Source organism: Serratia proteamaculans, assembly GCF_946227095.1.
GTDB classification, from domain to species: Bacteria; Pseudomonadota; Gammaproteobacteria; order Enterobacterales; family Enterobacteriaceae; genus Serratia; species Serratia proteamaculans_E.
Genome location: NZ_CAMISV010000009.1, coordinates 130959 through 148232, shown reverse-complemented (window position 1 = coordinate 148232; position 17274 = coordinate 130959). Strand labels below are relative to the sequence as shown.

10 protein-coding genes are annotated in these 17274 nt (G+C 57.4%); 5 read left to right on the top strand and 5 right to left on the bottom strand.

Features of this window, described 5'->3' with window-relative positions:
- Positions 1 to 227: 227 nt before the first annotated feature.
- The 5 genes from malT (at position 228) to glpD (ending at position 7508) form a co-directional block, all read left to right on the top strand.
- The gene (gene malT, locus OC597_RS18405) at positions 228 to 2942 is read left to right on the top strand and encodes an HTH-type transcriptional regulator MalT (protein ID WP_099063489.1); all 2715 of its coding nucleotides are present in this window, start codon (positions 228 to 230) and stop codon (positions 2940 to 2942) included.
- A 666-nt stretch (positions 2943 to 3608) separates the two neighbouring features.
- Positions 3609 to 3935, top strand: coding sequence for a thiosulfate sulfurtransferase GlpE (gene glpE, locus OC597_RS18400; RefSeq protein ID WP_112349138.1), 327 nt, complete (start codon positions 3609 to 3611; stop codon positions 3933 to 3935).
- A 164-nt stretch (positions 3936 to 4099) separates the two neighbouring features.
- Positions 4100 to 4936: a rhomboid family intramembrane serine protease GlpG gene (gene glpG, locus OC597_RS18395; protein ID WP_261260176.1), complete on the top strand. Its 837-nt coding sequence runs from the start codon at positions 4100 to 4102 to the stop codon at positions 4934 to 4936.
- Between the two features lie 36 nt (positions 4937 to 4972).
- Positions 4973 to 5731, top strand: a complete 759-nt coding sequence (locus tag OC597_RS18390; protein WP_020837378.1) for a DeoR/GlpR family transcriptional regulator — start codon at positions 4973 to 4975, stop codon at positions 5729 to 5731.
- A gap of 268 nt (positions 5732 to 5999) precedes the next feature.
- Positions 6000 to 7508, top strand: coding sequence for a glycerol-3-phosphate dehydrogenase (gene glpD, locus OC597_RS18385; RefSeq protein WP_262209928.1), 1509 nt, complete (start codon positions 6000 to 6002; stop codon positions 7506 to 7508).
- 43 nt (positions 7509 to 7551) lie between these two features.
- Here the strand turns inward: glpD and glgP are convergent, their stop codons facing one another.
- From glgP to glgB, 5 genes are all read right to left on the bottom strand, one after another.
- Positions 7552 to 9999 (bottom strand): glycogen phosphorylase, encoded by a 2448-nt coding sequence (glgP, locus tag OC597_RS18380; RefSeq protein ID WP_261260179.1) that lies wholly within the window; start codon positions 9997 to 9999, stop codon positions 7552 to 7554.
- 128 nt (positions 10000 to 10127) lie between these two features.
- Complete coding sequence (glgA, locus tag OC597_RS18375; RefSeq protein WP_262209926.1) at positions 10128 to 11558, bottom strand: glycogen synthase GlgA; 1431 nt, start codon at positions 11556 to 11558, stop codon at positions 10128 to 10130.
- A 131-nt stretch (positions 11559 to 11689) separates the two neighbouring features.
- Positions 11690 to 12967, bottom strand: a complete 1278-nt coding sequence (glgC, locus tag OC597_RS18370; RefSeq protein WP_085119859.1) for a glucose-1-phosphate adenylyltransferase — start codon at positions 12965 to 12967, stop codon at positions 11690 to 11692.
- Positions 12968 to 12979: 12 nt separating this feature from the next.
- Positions 12980 to 14965: a glycogen debranching protein GlgX gene (glgX, locus tag OC597_RS18365; RefSeq protein WP_262209924.1), complete on the bottom strand. Its 1986-nt coding sequence runs from the start codon at positions 14963 to 14965 to the stop codon at positions 12980 to 12982.
- Complete coding sequence (glgB, locus tag OC597_RS18360) at positions 14962 to 17148, bottom strand: 1,4-alpha-glucan branching protein GlgB (RefSeq protein ID WP_261260182.1); 2187 nt, start codon at positions 17146 to 17148, stop codon at positions 14962 to 14964. The genes glgX and glgB overlap by 4 nt, the downstream gene beginning before the upstream one ends.
- Positions 17149 to 17274: the final 126 nt, after the last annotated feature.

Sequence of the window (17274 nt, the reverse complement as noted above, 5' to 3'; positions counted from 1 at the left end):
AAGGAATTGCCTGCAAACGTAAAAAAGTGTGATCAATAGCAATTTAACTCCAAGCCAATGCTGAACCTTGTTGCAATACGTTTAACGTTGTCAGAAGTTAGGAGGGGGATTAATTACGAGCCATAAAATAATTAGCCTCACTCCGATCCCGGCAGGCGTCACGATGAAAAAAACGCCATCGGGCAGGCCTACGGCGGCGGGAACCGCGCTTTTCACTCTGGAATACTATGCTGATCCCATCAAAACTGAGCCGCCCGGTACGGCTGCAAAATACCGTGATCCGCGATCGCCTGTTGGCCAAATTAGCCAGCGCGGCCAACTATCGTCTGACATTGGTCAATTGCCCTGCGGGATACGGAAAAACAACGCTGGTCGCACAGTGGGCGGCCGGTAAATCAGACTTAGGCTGGTACTCGCTGGATGAGAGCGACAACCAGCCCGAGCGTTTCGCCAGCTATTTGATCGCCGCCTTGCAACTCGCCAGCGGCGGTCACTGCGTGAAGAGCGAAGCACTGAGCCAAAAGCATCAGTACGCCAGCCTGTCGGCGCTGTTTGCCCAGTTGTTTATCGAACTGTCTGACTGGCACCAGCCGCTATACCTGGTGATTGATGACTACCACCTGATCACCAATGATGTCATTCACGAAGCCATGCGCTTTTTCCTGCGCCACCAGCCGGAAAACCTGACGCTGATCCTGCTGTCCCGTACCCTGCCCCCGCTGGGCATCGCCAACCTGCGCGTACGCGACCAGTTACTGGAAATGGGCACACAACAACTGGCATTTACCCATCAGGAAGCCAAACAATTCTTCGACTGCCGCCTGGTCGCGCCAATGGAGCAGCAAGACAGCAGCCGCCTGTGCGATGAGGTCGAAGGTTGGGCCACCGCGCTGCAGTTGATCGCCCTGTCTGCCCGGCAGTCTACCTCTTCCGCCCAACAGTCGGCCAAACGCCTGGCCGGGCTGAACGCCAGCCACCTGTCGGATTATCTGGTGGACGAAGTGCTGGATCACGTCGACGCCGAGGCACGCGCCTTCCTGCTGCGCTGCTCGGTATTGCGTTCCATGAACGATGCGCTGATCGTACGCCTGACCGGCGAAGACAACGGCCAGCAACGGCTGGAAGAGCTGGAGCGCCAGGGGTTGTTTATCCATCGCATGGACGACAGCGGTGAGTGGTTCTGCTTCCACCCACTGTTCGCCACTTTCCTGCGTCAACGCTGCCAATGGGAGCTGGCCCTGGAACTGCCCGGCTTGCACCGCGCCGCCGCCGAAGGCTGGCTGGCATTGGGTTACCCGGCAGAGGCCATTCATCACGCACTGGCGGCCAGCGACGTCAGCATGCTGCGCGACATCCTGCTGCAGCACGCCTGGTCACTGTTCCATCACAGCGAATTGGCCCTGCTGGAAGAGTGTCTGAATGCACTCCCCTATGAACGGCTGATTCAAAATCCCAAGCTGGCACTGCTGCAGGCCTGGCTGGCACAGAGTCAACATCGCTACAGCGAAGTGAACACCCTGCTGGAGCGGGCCGAACAGGCGATGCGCGAGCAAAAAATTGAGGTTGACCGCACCTTGCAGGCCGAATTTGACGCCCTGCGCGCCCAGGTGGCGATCAACGCCGGTAAACCGGAAGAAGCCGAGCGTCTGGCCACCGAAGCGCTGAAGTTCCTGCCACTTTCCAGCTATTACAGCCGTATTGTCGCCACTTCGGTGACCGGCGAAGTCCATCACTGCAAGGGCGAACTGGCCCGGGCGCTGCCGATGATGCAGCAAACCGAGCAAATGGCCCGGCGTCATCAGGCATACCACTATGCGCTGTGGGCGCTGTTGCAGCAGAGCGAAATTCTGATTGCACAGGGTTTCCTGCAGGCCGCCTACGAAACTCAGGACAAAGCTTTTGAGTTGGTGCGTGAACAGCACCTGGAACAGTTGCCGATGCATGAGTTCCTGCTGCGCATCCGTTCGCAGATCCTGTGGTCATGGTCGCGGCTGGACGAAGCGGAAGATGCGGCCCGCGAAGGCCTGAAAATCCTGGCCAACTACCAACCTCAGCAGCAGCTGCAATGCATTGCCATGCTGGCAAAATGTTCACTGGCGCGTGGCGATTTGGATAATGCCAACGCGCACATGCAACGTTGCGAAGTGCTGTTGCACGGCACCCAGTACCATCGCGACTGGCTAACCAACGCCGATAAACCGCGGGTGATCCACTGGCAGATGACCGGCGACACCGCGGCGGCGGCCCAATGGTTGCGTCAGACCGAAAAACCCGGCATGGCGGACAACCACTTTATGCAGGGCCAGTGGCGCAACATTGCCCGGGTGCAAATCATGCTGGGCCAGTATGAAGAGGCCGGGGTGGTGTTGGACGAACTCAACGAAAACGCCCGCCGTCTGCGACTGGTCAGCGATCTGAACCGTAACCTGCTGCTCAGCAACCAACTTTACTGGCAGATGGAACGCAAAAGCGACGCACAAAAGGTACTGATGGAGGCGCTGTCACTGGCCAGCCGCACCGGATTTATCAGCCACTTTGTCATTGAAGGCGAAGCGATGGCGCAGCAGTTGCGCCAACTGATCCAGCTCAATACGCTGCCGGAGCTGGAAAACCACCGCGCCCAACGTATTCTGCGCGACATCAATCAACATCATCGGCATAAGTTCGCGCATTTTGACGAGAATTTCGTCGATAAGCTATTAACGCACCCGCAGGTGCCGGAACTGATCCGCACCAGCCCGCTGACGCAGCGCGAATGGCAGGTGCTGGGGCTGATTTACTCCGGTTACAGCAATGACCAGATCGCCGGCGAGCTGGCGGTGGCGGCCACCACCATCAAAACCCACATCCGCAACCTGTACCAAAAGCTGGGCGTCGCCCACCGACAGGAAGCGGTACAGCAAGCTCAGCAGTTGCTGAAGATGATGGGCTACGGCGCTTAAAAGACCACCTCAACAGCGCGTGGAAGGGCTGTTGAGGTAAAAGATGGCCGCAAAGCGGCCATCTGGCTTACTTGCTCTGGTGATAGATTGTTACCGAAATAACGTTGTCGGAGAGATTCCAACTTCCCTTTCCAGTCGACAACATCACACCAGATACAACGAGCACAACACAAAAGTATCGTTTCATTGTGCGGTCCATGCTCAAACCGCTTCACGTCAGCACCACCGGTGATACCACCGTGAAAAGCAAGCACCGAACCGTGCTTGCATTTACGGCTATTGGAATCCTTTCCCCAAAACCGATGCCCACTTGCTTAAGGTGACGGAAAAGCCCACAAATACTATATGCCTTTTATGCTGGCCTGACACTTGACACTGCATGTTAAGCAGAACAAAATATGAACACCGGATCGTGCTTGCACTACATCAGTATCAAACCTGCTGGAATGGCCGCTTACCGGACTAGCACAAAAAAACCGCCATCTCGGCGGTTTTTTTGTTTCTGTCCCTAAGAACATGGCTGTCAGCCCGCAGGATAAGCTTCAAAAATGCAGTTTAAGGTATGAAGCCGATACGCCGCCTAAAAACCATAATATTGCTCTGGTCTTAATTGCCTCGGAGTTGGTTACAATAGCGACATTACTAATTACGAGGCAGTCGGAAGTCATGGAACAGTTTGAAGCGATCAACGTTGAGCAGGCGTACAGCCGTTGGAAAGACGGCAGTGCCGCCCTGGTCGATATCCGCGATCCACAGAGTTTTGAAGCCGGGCATACGCCGGGCGCTTTTCACCTTACCAACGCCAGCCTGCAAACTTTTATGCAGCAGAATGACTTCGAGCGGCCGGTGATGGTGATGTGCTACCACGGCAACAGCAGCCGCAGCGCGGCGCAATACCTGCTGCATCAGGGGTTTGACGCGGTGTACAGCATCGACGGCGGCTTTGAGGCCTGGGCGCGCCAGTATCCGCAGGACGTTGAAACCTCCGTATAATCCTTTTCCGTCCCTGCGACGGGTTCCTTTCTCGCGCCGTTAGTGAGTGTTTTTACTGGTTTTTCGCAGATCCTTTGCCTGCGCTCAGGATTTCGACGGTATAATCGGCCGTCAACGCCGTCGGGTCACCGGCGGCTAAAATCATTCACTTAGACGGAAGAGCAATGGTTAGAGTAATCGCCGTATCCAATCCCCGCCTGGCGCAGGCCTTTGTCGACTACATGACGACACAGGGCATTGAGCTAAAGGTGCACAATACCGGCGAGACGGCGGAAATCTGGCTGGCAGACGACCATCATCTGGAGCAGGTTCAGCACGAGCTGCAGCAGTTCCTGATCGACCCGCTCAACAGTCGCTATCGCGCCGCCAGCTGGCAGGCCGGTAATACCGACGCCGATCTGCACTACCAGGGCTTTTCCTACCTGCAAACCCTGCGCAGCAAAGCCGGGCCGCTGACGCTGGGCGTGATGGTGCTGTGCATTGCGGTCTATATCCTGATGCAGGCGCTGGGCGACGACACGGTGATGTACTGGCTCTCCTGGCCGCAAAACAGCAGCCAATACCTGCAACTGTGGCGCTGGGTCAGCCACGCTTTCCTGCATTTCTCCCTGCTGCATATCACCTTTAACCTGCTGTGGTGGTGGTATCTCGGCGGCCCGCTGGAAAAACGCCTCGGCGCCGGCAAACTGTTCGTGCTGGCGGTGGTCTCGGCCTTCTTCAGCGGCTGGGCGCAGTCACTGTTTAGCGGTGCCCTGTTCGGCGGCCTGTCCGGCGTAGTCTACGCGCTGATGGGTTACTGCTGGCTCAGCGGTGAAAGAGCGCCGGAACGCGGCCTGATGCTACCGCGCGGCCTGATGGTGTTTTCAGTTCTGTGGCTGGTAGCGGGATATTTCGATATTTTAGGAATGTCGATCGCTAACGCGGCACACGTGGCCGGTTTAGTGTTAGGGTTATTGATGGCATTTTGGGACACGCGTCATCGCGCGCACAACGAACAATAACAGCCAGGTACAAGCCAGGCGTTTTAGGGGATTACCGTGAAGCAAACACAGCGTCATGACGCTATTATCGAGCTGGTGCGCCTGCAGGGTTATGTCAGTACGGAAGAACTGGTCGAACATTTTGACGTTAGTCCGCAAACGATTCGCCGTGATTTAAATGACTTGGCCGATCAGAACAAAATCCAACGCCACCATGGTGGCGCAGCCTTGCCTTCCAGTTCGGTCAACGCCGCATACAACGATCGTAAAGTGATGTGGTCGGAACAGAAAGCGCGTATCGCCCAACGTGTCGCCAGCCAGATCCCGGATGGTGCCACGCTGTTTATCGATATCGGTACCACACCGGAAGCCGTCGCCCATGCGCTGATGAACCACAAGAACCTGCGCGTGGTGACCAATAACCTGAACGTCGCCACCCTGCTGACCGCCAAAGAAGACTTTCGTCTGATCCTGGCCGGCGGTGAAGTTCGCACCCGCGACGGCGGTATCATGGGTGAGGCCACGCTGGACTTTATCTCCCAGTTCCGCCTCGATTACGGCATTCTGGGCATCAGCGGCATCGATATGGATGGTTCGCTGCTCGAATTCGACTATCACGAAGTACGCACCAAACGCGCAATTATCGAAAACTCACGCTGTGTGATGCTGGTTACCGACCATTCCAAATTTGGTCGCAACGCGATGGTAAACCTCGGTAATATGAACCTGATCGACTACCTGTTTACCGACCAGCTGCCGCCACCGAGCGTGATGAAAATCATCGAACAGTACGACGTACAACTCGAGCTTTGCTAAGTCTTTCCCACCGCTGTTAAACCCAATGGCGCCGCCCATTGCGCCCTTCATGCCTGCCATTTTATTACGGGGTTCAGCCTGCTGAACCCCGTAATTCCTGACGCCAATATCCCTTCTCTTTGTATAACTACTATCATCAAACTGTTACCTCTATCACGCCTAAATGTTTTTGTTTGGTTAAGTCTTGGCTTGTTTGTTGGTTTTTGATTACAATCATGAGCGAAAACGAACATGAAAGAGCTATTTCGAACATCTGGAGGAAGTTGACGTGGAAACCAAAGACTTGATCGTTATCGGTGGCGGCATCAACGGTGCCGGCATCGCGGCCGATGCTGCCGGGCGCGGGCTGTCCGTTCTGCTACTGGAAGCGCAAGACTTGGCCTGTGCTACGTCTTCCGCCAGTTCCAAACTGATCCACGGTGGCCTGCGCTACCTGGAACACTACGAATTCCGTCTGGTGAGCGAAGCACTGGCCGAACGTGAAGTGCTGCTGAGACTGGCACCACACATTGCCTTCCCTATGCGCTTCCGCCTGCCGCATCAGCCACACCTGCGCCCGGCCTGGATGATCCGTATCGGCCTGTTCCTGTACGATCACCTGGGCAAACGCACCAGCCTGCCAGGCAGCAAGGGCTTGCGCTTTGGACCAGAATCGGTACTGAAGCCTGAGTTAAAGCGCGGTTTCGAATATTCTGACTGCTGGGTCGACGATGCTCGCCTGGTGGTACTGAACGCCCAGGAAGTGGAAAAGCGCGGTGGCGAAGTGCGCACCCGCACCAAAGTGACCCGCGCATGGCGTGAAAACGGCCTGTGGATGGTGGAAGCGGTCGACGTCGACAGCGGCAAAACCTTTACCTGGCGCGCCAAGGGCCTGGTGAACGCTACCGGCCCGTGGGTGAAACACTTCTTCGACGACGGCCTGAAGCTGAAATCCCCTTATGGTATTCGCCTGATCAAGGGCAGCCACATCGTGGTGCCACGTGTACACGATCAGCCGCAGTCCTACATTCTGCAGAACGAAGACCACCGTATCGTCTTCGTGATCCCATGGAATGACGAATTCTCGATCATCGGCACCACCGACGTGGAGTATCACGGCGATCCGAAAGACGTGAAGATCGACGATAACGAAATCAACTACCTGCTGAAAGTGTATAACGATCACTTCAAGAAGCAGCGAGGCCGCGACGATATCGTCTGGACTTACTCTGGTGTCCGTCCGCTGTGCGACGACGAGTCAGACTCACCGCAGGCGGTAACCCGTGACTACACGCTGGACGTGCATGACGAACAGGGCAAAGCGCCGCTGCTGTCGGTGTTCGGCGGCAAGTTGACCACCTACCGCAAGCTGGCTGAGCATGCGATGGAAAAACTGGCGCACTACTACCCTGGCTGCGGCCCGGCGTGGACCAAAAACGGTTCGCTGCCAGGTGGCGATATCGGTGGCGATCGCGACAGCTACGCCGCAAAACTGCGCCGTGAGCACAGCTGGTTGCCGGAATCACTGGCACGTCGCTTTGCACGCACTTACGGCAGCCACAGCGAGCTGATCCTGGCCAATGCCAATAGCCTCAGCGATCTGGGCGAAGATTTCGGTCATGGCCTGCATGAAGCCGAGTTGCGCTACCTGATCGACAAAGAATGGGTGGTGGAACTGGATGACGCAATCTGGCGCCGTACCAAGCTGGGCATGTGGTTGGACGAAGCGCAGCAGGCGCGGGTGAAAACCTGGCTGGCAGAACACGTGAAAGCGAAAACCTTGTCTCTGGCATCGTAATTTGCCAAAGCTGAAAAGGGCCGGATATCCGGCCCTTTTGCATTTACAGCTTGATAGGTTTGATGTGCCAGATTTCGTCCGCATACTCCTGAATGGTACGGTCGGAAGAGAAGTACCCCATATTGGCGATATTCAATATTGCCCGCCGCGTCCAGTCATCCTGATTACGGTACACCTCATCCACCTTGTCCTGCGTATCCACATAGCTGCGGTAATCGGCCAGCAGTTGGTAGTGATCGCCCAGGTTAACCAGTGAATCAAACAGGTTGCTGTAGCGTTTTGGCTCCTCAGGGCTGAAAACCCCGGTGGCGATCTGGGTCAACGCCTGATGCAACTCGGGATCCTGCTCATAGTAAAGATGCGGGTTGTAACCGTTGCGTCGCAGCTCTTCTACCTGCTCGGCGGTATTACCGAAGATAAAGATGTTCTCCTCCCCCACGTGCTCCAGCATCTCGACGTTAGCACCGTCCAGCGTGCCGATGGTCAGCGCACCGTTAAGAGCAAACTTCATGTTACTGGTGCCGGACGCCTCGGTGCCCGCCAGTGAGATCTGCTCGGAGAGATCCGCCGCCGGAATGATCATCTGCGCCAGGCTGACGCCGTAGTTCGGGATAAACACCACTTTCAGTTGCGTATGCACTCGCGGATCGTTGTTGATCACCTTGGCGACATCGTTGATCAAGCGGATGATCTGCTTGGCGGCGTAATAAGCCGAGGCCGCCTTGCCGGCAAAGATCACCACCCTTGGCACCCGCTCGGTTTCCGGATCCTGCAGCAGACGGTTATACAGCGTGATCACGTGCAGTACGTTGAGCAACTGCCGTTTGTACTCGTGGATACGCTTGATTTGTACGTCGAACAGCGCGTCCGGGTTGACCACCACATTCAGCGTTTTGGCGATATAGGTAGCCAGTCGCTCCTTGTTCTGCCGTTTGGCGGCCTGCACCGCCTGCAAGAAGCTCGGGTAATCAACATTGGCCTTGATCTCGCTCAGTTGGCTGAGATCGGTGCGCCAGGTCTGTCCGATGCTGTCATCCAGCACGGCGGAGAGCGGCCGGTTAGCCAGCCCCAGCCAGCGGCGCGGCGTCACCCCGTTGGTTTTATTGCAGAAGCGATCGGGGAAGATATGGGCAAAATCGGCAAACAGCGATTGCACCATCAGCTCGGAATGCAACGCGGAAACGCCATTAACCTTGTGGCTGGCTACCACAGCCAGCCAGGCCATGCGTACCCGGCGGCCATTGGTTTCATCAATGATCGACACTCGCGCCAGCAGGTCGTTATCGCCCGGCGCAACCTCTTGCACATGTTTGAGGAAGTGATCGTTGATCTCGAAAATCAGCTGCAGGTGACGCGGCAGGATCCGGCCGATCATATCCAGCGGCCAGGTTTCCAACGCTTCGCTCATCAACGTGTGGTTGGTGTAGGAGAACACCTGTTCCACCACCGCCCAGGCATCCAGCCAGCTGAATTTATGCTCGTCGATTAAGCGGTGCATCAGCTCCGGGATCGACAGCACCGGGTGGGTGTCATTCAGGTGAATAGCAATCTTGTCCACCAGGTTGTCGAAGGTCTTATGCATCGTCCAGTGGCGGTTGAGGATATCCTGCACCGTGGCCGACACCAGGAAATACTCCTGCCGCAGGCGAAGTTCGCGCCCGGAAGAGGTTGAGTCATCCGGGTACAGCACGCGCGAAACGTTTTCAGAGTGGTTTTTATCCTCAACGGCCGCAAAGTAATCGCCCTGGTTGAATTTACCCAGGTTGATCTCATTACTGGCCTGGGCGCTCCACAACCGCAGCGTGTTGGTGGCGTCGGTATCAAAACCGGGGATCACCTGATCGTAAGCGGTGGCAATGATCTCTTCGGTTTCTACCCAGCGCGCCTTGGCGCCCTCCTGTTGGATCCGTCCGCCAAAACGTACCTTATAACGGGTGTTGTGGCGCGGGAACTCCCACGGGTTGCCGTATTCCAGCCAGTAGTCTGGTGACTCCATCTGCTGACCGTTGACGATATTTTGTTTAAACATGCCGTATTCGTAGCGAATGCCGTAGCCACGTCCCGGCAGCGCCAGCGTCGCCAGCGAATCAAGGAAACAGGCGGCCAGTCGCCCCAGGCCGCCGTTACCCAACCCCGGATCGTTCTCTTCCTCCAGTAGCTCAGCCAGACTCATGCCCATCTCATTCAACGCGTCATCAATATCCTGATAAATGCCCATAGAGAGCAAGGCGTTGGACAGCGTACGGCCGATCAGAAACTCCATCGACAGGTAATACACCTGGCGCACATCCTGTGAAAGTTGTGCACGGTTAGAACGCAGCCAGCGCTCCACCATGCGGTCGCGTACCGCAAACAGCACGGCGTTCAGCCAGTCATGCTCGGTAGCGATAGCCGGGTCCTTGCCGACAATAAACATCAATTTATAGGCGATGGAGTGTTTCAGTGCTTCAACACTGACCGTGGGTGAGGTGTAACTAATCGGTAACGTCATAGCTTTTCGATCCCCTGAAGGGGACGCATATATTCGCCCGGAATATATTCGTCCCACTGAACATGGGCGCAGCATGCTGCGCCCCTACAACCGACCATCGTGGGTGCCGCTGCACATCATGACGCCGATCATAAGCGTTGATAAAGCGACAGATATTCCTGTGCCGCGACCTGCCAGCCAAAATCCACGCTCATGGCGTGGCGCTGGACGTGACGCCAATGCTTAGGTCTGCTCCACAGCACCATGGCACGCCGGATGGCGTTACCCAGTGCAGCGGCGTCACAATCATCAAAAACAAATCCGCTGGCGCTGCCGTCGGCCAGATTCTCCAGCGCGCAGTCCACTACCGTGTCCGCCAACCCACCGGTGCGGCGCACCAGCGGCAGCGTGCCGTATTTCAGGCCATAGAGTTGAGTTAGCCCACAGGGTTCAAAGCGGCTCGGCACCATAATCACATCCGCCCCGCCGATAATGCGGTGCGAGAAGGCCTCGTGGTAACCAATCTGCACGCCAACCTGTTCCGGATAGTCGGCAGCCGCGGCCAGAAACGCCTGCTGCAGCACCGCATCGCCGGCCCCTAACAGCGCCAGTTGGCCGCCCTGCTCCAGCAGCGCCGGCAGTGCTTCCAGCACCAAATCCAGACCTTTCTGGCTGGTCAGACGGCTGACTACCGCAAACACCGGCAGCGACTCATCCACCTTCAACCCCATGGCTTTTTGCAGGTGCAGCTTGTTCTTGGCCTTGCTCTTCAGATCGTCCGCGTCATAACGGGCGGTCAGCCGCGGATCGTGGGACGGATCCCAAATTTTGTCATCCACCCCGTTAAGAATGCCGCTCAACCGCCCCTGTCGCTGGCGTTCCTGCAATAGCCCTTCCATGCCGTAGCCAAACTCCGGTCGGGTGATCTCACGCGCATAGGTCGGGCTGACGGCGGTGATATGGTCGGCGTAGAACAAACCGGCTTTCAGGAATGACATCTGGCCGTAAAACTCCAGGCCATAAATGTTGTAGAACGACGGCGGCAACCACAGTTCCGCTACGTGATGGGGGGAGAACAATCCCTGATAGGCCAGATTATGCACGGTGAAAACTGAACGTGCCGGATGACCATTGGCCGCCAGATAGGCGCAGGCCAGCCCGGCATGCCAGTCATGGGCGTGCACCACCTGCGGTCGCCAGTAGCGATCCAGCCCTTTGGCCAGCTCACAGGCCATCCAGCCCAACAGGGCAAAGCGTCGGTGGTTATCGGAATAGGCATTCATCGATTGGTCGTGGTACGGGCTACCCGGTCGATCGTACAACCAGGGAGCATCAATCAGGTAGATGCCCACACCGTGATAGGTACCGTAGCGCAGACCGACCCGGCCGGCGAACGAATCGATTTCCGCCACCAGCACAGAGTCCGGTATGCCGTTGCGCACGTCAGGAAAAGCGGGCAATAGCACCCGAACATCGCCGCCCTCGGCGATCTGAGCTGCCGGTAATGCGCCAACCACGTCTGCGAGCCCCCCGGTTTTCAGCAAAGGGAACATTTCAGAACATACGTGTAAAACCTGCATTATCACTCCTGAGAATCGGCAAAATAACTCTGGAAAAGCAGGCTTGCCGCTGTTGTTCTTCCCGCGTTGTGCAAGCCATCAGTCAGTCCGTTTATATGGCGGCAGGCTATCGTTCTGCCGGATACCTTAACTCACAACTTTGACAACATTTCGCGCGTGACCAACACAATGCCGCCTTCCGAGCGATAAAAGCGTTTGCTGTCCTCATCGGCGTTTTCGCCAATCACCATGCCCTCGGGGATATGGCAGGCGCGGTCGATGATGCAGCGTCGCAGACGGCAGGAGCGGCCGACGTTAACGTCCGGCAGCAATACAGTAGAGTCGATGGTACAGAACGAGTTCACCCGCACGCGCGGGAACAGCACCGAATGCACCACCACCGAACCGGAGACAATACAGCCGCCGGACACCAGCGAGTTCATGGTCATGCCGTGGCTACCGGAACGGTCCTGAACGAACTTGGCCGGCGGCAGCGGCTCCATATGGGTACGGATCGGCCAGGCGCGGTCATACATATCCAGCTCCGGCGTCACCGATGCCAGATCGAGGTTGGCGCGCCAGTAAGCTTCCAGCGTCCCCACATCGCGCCAATACGGTGGCAACTCGGGGTTGGAGGTCACACAGGACAGCGTAAACGGGTGCGCCCAGGCCGCTTTCTGCGCGGTGATTTTCGGGATCAGATCCTTGCCGAAGTCATGGGTTGAGCCCGGCGTCGACATATCCTCCTCCAGTAGCTGGAACAGGTAGTCGGCGTTAAAGATGTAGATCCCCATGCTGGCCAGCGACATCTCCGGGTTACCCGGCATCGGCGGTGGATTGCTGGGTTTTTCCAGGAACTCGAGGATCAGATCGTTCTCATCCACTTCCATCACGCCGAACTCGCTGGCCTCGTCACGCGGTACCGGCAAGCAGGCAACGGTACACTGCGCGCCTTTCTCCACGTGGTCTATCAGCATGCGCGAGTAATCCATCTTGTAGATATGATCACCCGCCAGGATCACCACGTATTCGGCCTCGTAACGGCGAATGATGTCCAGGTTCTGGTACACCGCATCCGCCGTGCCCTTGTACCAGTGTTCGGTACTGAGGCGTTGCTGGGCCGGCAGCAGATCGACAAATTCGTTCATCTCTTCGTTGAGGAACGACCAGCCGCGCTGAATATGCTGCACCAGCGTATGAGACTGATATTGGGTGATCACACCGATGCGACGGATCCCCGAGTTCAGGCAGTTCGACAGGGCAAAATCAATGATGCGGAATTTTCCGCCAAAGTGGACGGCCGGCTTGGCACGGGTTGAGGTTAAATCTTTCAAACGCGAACCGCGGCCACCGGCCAAAATCAGGGCGACGGACTTAATCGGCAGTTGGCGTGCCAACATCAGGGGGTCTTTATTTTCAAACCTAACCATAGCTGACTCCTTTTATTTTTTCTTTACCAGCACGCAAATCGAGTGCGCAGCCTGGTTCCAGGCGGGTAAGGCCGCCCGCGAATCTTCCTGAGTAAAGGGGGCGACAAGCTGCCAATCGCCGGCGGGCAACGTCATCTCCACCGCCTGCTGCGTGGCGTTCACCACCACCAGCCAGCGTTGCGACAGGAGGATCTGCAATTGCAGTGCACCCTGCTCCCACTGTTGCGCACTGGGGGATTGCCCCTGCGCGTTCAGCCACTGCACGTTACCGTCGCCCTCCAGCCACCAGCGGTCATGCTGCAGGGCGGGAATTTGTTGGCGCAGGTGGATCAGTGCGGCGGTGTAAGCGGTGAGGGAGTCATCTGCCGTGGCCCAGTCGAGCCAGGTGATAGCGTTGTCCTGACAATAGGCATTGTTGTTGCCCTGCTGGCTGTGTCCATGTTCATCGCCGGCCAGCAGCATCGGCGTTCCCTGGGACAGCAATAGCGTGGCAAGCAGTGCCTGCCGGCTGGCCCTACGGCGTTGCACAATAGCGTCGTCGGCAATCGGGCCTTCAACACCGTGGTTGTTGCTAAAGTTTCGGTCGCTGCCGTCACGGTTACCTTCACCGTTCAGTTGGTTGTGTTTACGGTTAAAACTGACCAGATCCTGCAGGGTAAAGCCGTCATGAGCGGTCAGCATGTTGATGCTGGCGTACGGCGCACGCCCGCGTTGGTTGAACAGGTCGCTGGAGGCGGCAAAACGTTGGGCGAACTGGCCCAGTGAGATATCGCCCTGCAGCCAGAAGCGACGCATATCGTCCCGGTAATGGTCGTTCCACTCGGCAAAACGCCCGGGAAACTCCCCCACCTGATAGCCACCGGGGCCAATGTCCCAGGGTTCGGCAATCAGCTTGCAACGTGACAGAAGATCGTCCGCCAGCATCGCCTGGAACAGCGGCGCGTCACGATCGAACGCCGGCGTGCGACCGAGCACGCTGCCCAGATCAAAGCGGAAGCCGTCTACATGACATTCCCCCACCCAGAAACGCAGACAATCCATCACCCAGGCCACGCCCGCCGGCTGATCCAACCGCAACGTGTTGCCGCAGCCGGTATCATTCACGTAGCCACCCTCGGGCGTGAGCCAGTAATAACCCGGGTTATCGATCCCCCGCAGCGATAGCGTCGGCCCATCCATATCCAGTTCGGCGCTGTGGTTGAACACCACGTCAAGGATCACCTCAATCCCGGCCTTATGCAGTGCCTTCACCGCATCGCGGAATTCACGCAACGGCGTCATATCAGTGCGCAGGCTGGAGTAGCGGTTATCCGGCGCATAATGCGCCAGCACGTTATAGCCCCAGTAGTTAATCAACCCCAGGCGCTGCAAGCGTGGCTCGGAGCTGTGTTGCTGCACCGGCAGCAGTTCCAGCGCGGTAATGCCAAGACGTTTAAAGTAGGCGATCATCACCGGATGACCCAGCGCGGCGAAACTGCCACGCAACACCTGCGGGATATCCGGGTGTTGCAGCGTCAGGCCACGCACATGCGCCTCGTAGATCACCGTTTTGCCCCACGGCGTTGCCGGTGGGCAATCATCCTGCCAGTCATAGGCTTCGTCGATCACCACGCACTTGGGCATCAGCTCCGCGCTGTCTTGCGTGTCCGGTTGGTCATAGCCACCATGCAAATAGGGATCATCGGCCACCGGCCCCTCAACCGCACGGGCGGCGGGATCCAACAGCAGCTTATTGGGGTTAAAACGCAGTCCCTGCGCAGGATCAAACGGGCCATGCACCCGGAAACCATAACGCTGGCCCGGTTTACCGCTCGGCAGATAACCGTGCCAAATATCACCGCTGCGCGCCGCCAGCGGCAGGCGCACTTCACGATGCTGTTCGTCAAACAGGCACAGCTCCACCCCGGTAGCATGGGCGGAATACAGGCTAAAGTTGATGCCATTACCGTCATAATGCGCCCCGAGAGGCGCGGCGATACCGGGCGTCAGCTCAGTCATTGCACCTCCCGCAGCAGGTAGATGGTCGCCAGCGGCGGCACGGTGACGCTAATCGAATGCTCGCGGCCGTGGTTGCCTATCTGCTCGGACACCACGCGGCCCTGGTTACCGGTATTGCTGCCGTGATAGTGGTGCGAGTCGGTATTGAGAATTTCCCGGTACTCGCCGGGGCGGGAAATACCGATGCGATAATGGTGGCGCGGCACCGGGGTAAAGTTGCTGACGGCGATCAGCTCATTGCCATGCGCATCGTAGCGGGCAAAGGCAAATACCGAGTTGTCGTGATCGTCCACCACCAGCCACTCAAAACCATCCGGACGGTAGTCACGTTCATACAACGGTGCCTGCTGTTGATAGCAATGGTTAAGATCGCGCACCAGCCGCTGCACGCCGTGGTGCCAGTTATCCAGCCCTTCCAGCAGATGCCAGTCGAGGCTGCTGTCGAAGTTCCATTCGCGCCCCTGGGCAAATTCGCAGCCCATAAACAGCAGCTTCTTACCCGGGTGCGCCCACATAAAGCCGTAGTAGGCGCGCAGGTTGGCGAACTTCTGCCAGGCGTCGCCGGGCATGCGGTCGAGAATCGATTTTTTGCCGTGCACCACTTCGTCATGGGAAATCGGCAGCACGAAGTTCTCGGTGTAGGCGTACAGCATGCCGAAGGTCATCTGATTGTGATGATACTTGCGGTGTACCGGGTCGCATTGCATGTAGTTGAGCGTGTCGTGCATCCAGCCCAGATTCCACTTGTAATGGAACCCCAGGCCATTGGATTCCGGCGGCAACGTCACCCCCGGGTAGTCGGTGGACTCTTCCGCCAGGGTCACCGCACCGGGCCGCTCTTTGCCAACGCTGTGGTTGGTGTAACGCAGGAAGGCAATGGCCTCCAGATTCTCGTTGCCGCCGTAGTAATTCGGTACCCATTCACCGTCGGCACGGCTGTAGTCGCGGTAAATCATCGAGGCCACCGCATCGACACGCAGCGCGTCAATGCCATAGCGCTCCAGCCAGTAAAGGGCGTTGCCCGCCAGATAGTTACGCACCTCATGGCGGCCATAGTTGTAGATCAGGGTATTCCAGTCCTGATGGAAACCTTCGCGCGGGTCGGCGTATTCATACAGCGCAGTGCCGTCGAAATTCGCCAGGCCATAGGCATCGCTGGGGAAATGCCCCGGCACCCAGTCCAGGATCACGTTGATGCCCGCCCGGTGCGCCGCCGCCACAAAATCTTTGAAGTCGGCCGGGGTGCCGAAACGCCGGGTCGGGGCGTACAGCCCTAACGGTTGATAACCCCAGCTACCGTCAAACGGATGCTCGTTAATCGGCAGCAGCTCAATATGGGTGAACCCCATGTCTTTCACGTAGCCAATTAACTGCTCTGCCAGTTCGCCATAGCTGAGCCAGAAATTATCGTCGGTGTGACGTCGCCACGAACCAAGGTGTACTTCGTAAATCGAGATCGGTCGGTCAAAATCATTGGCACGCTGACGTTCCGGGGTGTTTTTCACCACCTCCGGCAGCGGCGTTACCAGCGACGCCGTATCCGGCCGCATTTGCGCCTCAAAGGCGTAAGGATCGGCCTTCAACTGGGTATTGCCGTAACAGTCGATGATTTCGTATTTGTACAACTGCCCGGCTTTCACCCCCGGCAGGAACAGCTCCCAAATGCCGTTTTCACGCCGCAGGCGCATCGGATGGCGGCGGCCGTCCCAAAAGTTGAACTCACCCACTACCGAGACCCGCTGGGCATTCGGTGCCCAGACGGCAAAGCTGACGCCTTCGACGTCATCCAGCGTGGTGAGGTGGGCCCCCAACCGCTCATACGGACGTAAATGGGTGCCTTCGGCCAGCAGCCAACTGTCGATATCCTGCAGCAGAGTGCCGAAACGGTAAGGATCTTCGACGGTCTGCTGACTGTCTTGCCAGCGAACCTCGAATTGATAGCGGAACGGGGTTTTGCGACGCGGTACCGTCGCGCTGAAAAAACCGCGCGGATCATCGCAGTCAAGCTGCACAAGGCGGCGGCCGGTTTGCTGCTCCAGCAACCAGACTTCGCTGGCGTCAGGCAACAGCGCACGCACTTGCAGGCCGTTATCGGCCGCATGCATACCCAGCAGGGAAAAGGGGTCGGCAGAGTTGCCGGAGAAAAGCTGATCAATCACGTCACGATCGGGAAGTACAGGCATAGTCTTCTTCCTAAGATTAAGAGCATGATTTATAAGAGGCCGCGTAGCCCATAGCCTTTCAGGTTGCAGCAAAATTGGCCGCACCTTGAGATCCACAGGACGTAACGCTTAATCCATAGCCGTTTT